This is a genomic window from Ideonella azotifigens (genome assembly GCF_006519715.1).
GTDB lineage: Bacteria > Pseudomonadota > Gammaproteobacteria > Burkholderiales > Burkholderiaceae_C > Ideonella > Ideonella azotifigens.
In genome coordinates this window covers 1-2086 of record NZ_VIDT01000837.1, presented here as the reverse complement: position 1 = coordinate 2086, position 2086 = coordinate 1, and the positions used below count along the sequence as shown (strand labels likewise).

Below are 2086 nucleotides of genomic sequence, written 5' to 3'. Positions count from 1 at the left end.
GGCCTGCACCAGCCGCACCTGGGGCCAGCGGGCCAGCATCTGCTCGACGAGCTGGCCGTTGACCGGGTTGTCCTCGATGTAAAGCACCACGCCGGCTGGCTGGTGGGCGCTTGCGGGCTGCTCCGCAACCGCGTCTTCGACGCGGCCAGGCTCGGCTTCGGGGCCGGAGGCGGCGGCAGGCCGCCAGGGCAGCGTCAGGCAGGCTCGGGTGCCCACGCCGGCCTCGCTGTCCAGCGACAGCTGCCCCTGCATCAGCTGCACGAGCTGGCGCGTCAGGGCCAGGCCGATGCCGGCGCCTTCGATGCCGCCGCGCTCGCGGCCCAGGCGATTGAAAGGCTCGTAGAGGTGGGCCAGCTGGTCGCGCGTCATGCCCAGCCCGGTGTCGATGACCTCGACGATCACCTGGCCGTCCTCGGCCCTTGCGCTGAGCTGCACCGTGCCGGCGGGGCGGTTGTACTTGAAGGCATTGGACAGCAGGTTGATCAGCACCTGGCGCAGCCGGATAGGGTCGGCCTGCACCCATAGCGGGGCCTGGTCCTTGTACGGCGTGGCGATGCTCACGGCCAGCGTGCCGGCCTGCGGCGAGGTCATGCGCAAGGCGTCGTCGAGCAAGGGCTGCAGCGCCGTCGGCCGGGCGTCCACGCGCAAGTGGCCGGTCTCGATGCGGGAGACGTCCAGCACGTCGTTGATCAGCGCCAGCAAGTGCCAGCCGGCGTCACAGATGTGGGACACCTGCGTTTGCTGGCGCGGCGAGAGCTGCTCGGGCGCGTCGGCCTGCAGCAGCTGGGCAAAGCCGAGCACCGCGTGCAGCGGCGTGCGCAGCTCGTGGCTCATGCGCGAGAGGAATTCGGTCTTGGCGCGGCTGGCGGCCCTGGCCTGGTCGAGTGCGTCGCGTGCCTGCTCGGCCTCGCGCAGGGCGCTCAGGTCCAGGCTCATCGTGATGTGGCAGGGCTCACCCATGAACTCGATGGCCTCGGCATTGATCAGCTCCGGCAGCACCGTTCCGGCGCGGTCCAGCGAGGTGGTGATCAGGTTGCGCACACGGCCTTGCTGGCGCATCTCTTCGTAGAAGCGCGCGCGGCCCTCGGCCACCACGCCAATGCCGAGCGAGGAAAAGGTGCGCCCCATCAGCTCTTCGCGCGTCACCCCGTAGCGCTGGAAACAAGCCTCGTTGGCGTCCATCACCCGCCGGTCGATCATCGAGAGGATGGCGCCCGGCAGCGGTGCCAGGTGGAACAGCCGGCTGAAACGCTCGAAGCCTTCCTCGGCCTGGCGCAGCGCCGCCACCAGCGCGGCTTCGCGGTCGATGTGCTCCAGCGCAAACGCCACGCCGCCGACCATCTCGGTCAGCAGCTGCATCAAGGCCTCGGTGAAAAAACCGGTCTCGTCGGCCGACAGCATCAGCACGCCAATCACCTTGCCGCCGCGCCGCACCGGCACCCAGGCCATCGCCCGCACGCCATGGCGCAGTGCCAGCTCGCGCCATGCGGCGGCACGCGGGTCGTTGGCATAGTCATGGCTGACCAGCGGCAGGCCGTCGCGCATGGCCGCAACCGTGTACGACTGTTGCGCCGCCGGGGTGCTCATGTCCCAGGGCTGCGGCACATCGGCCAGGAATTCGTCGGCCGGGCCGGCCGAGGCGGCACGCACGGCATGGTGGCCTTCGCGCAGGTACAGGCAGGCCATCTGCGCATGGCCGGTGTCCACGCAGGCACGGCACATCTCGGTGAACAGCGTCTGCGCATCCCGCTCGCGCACCATCAGCTGGCTGATGCGAGACAGCGCAAGGTAGAAGCGGTACAGGCGTTCCATGCAGGCTCGAAGAGGCCCGGCCAAGGCTCGTGCCGGGCCGGGGCCGCGGCGCCGTGCCATCTTGCCCCAGCGGCGGGTGGGCCGCAATGCGGAAAGAGCGCCCCCCAGCCGTGCCGGTCAGCCCTTGGCGCTGGCCATGCGGATCGCATCAAACGGACAGCGCCGCTGGCAGATTGCGCAGCCGGTGCAGCCGGCTGCGTCGTGCAGCACCGCATGCTTCGGGCCGAAGCCGCGTGGGTCGGGCGTGTCCAGCCACAGCACCTTGGGAGGGCAG

General features: G+C 70.3%; 2 protein-coding genes. Both read right to left on the bottom strand.

Annotated elements, in window-relative coordinates; all coding sequences use genetic code 11:
• Positions 1–1812: sensor histidine kinase (locus FKP22_RS28270; protein ID WP_170201149.1), on the bottom strand; the 1812-nt coding region annotated here is incomplete at its 3' end.
• Positions 1813–1929: 117 nt separating this feature from the next.
• Positions 1930–2086: 4Fe-4S binding protein (locus tag FKP22_RS28265; RefSeq protein WP_170201148.1), on the bottom strand; the 157-nt coding region annotated here is incomplete at its 5' end.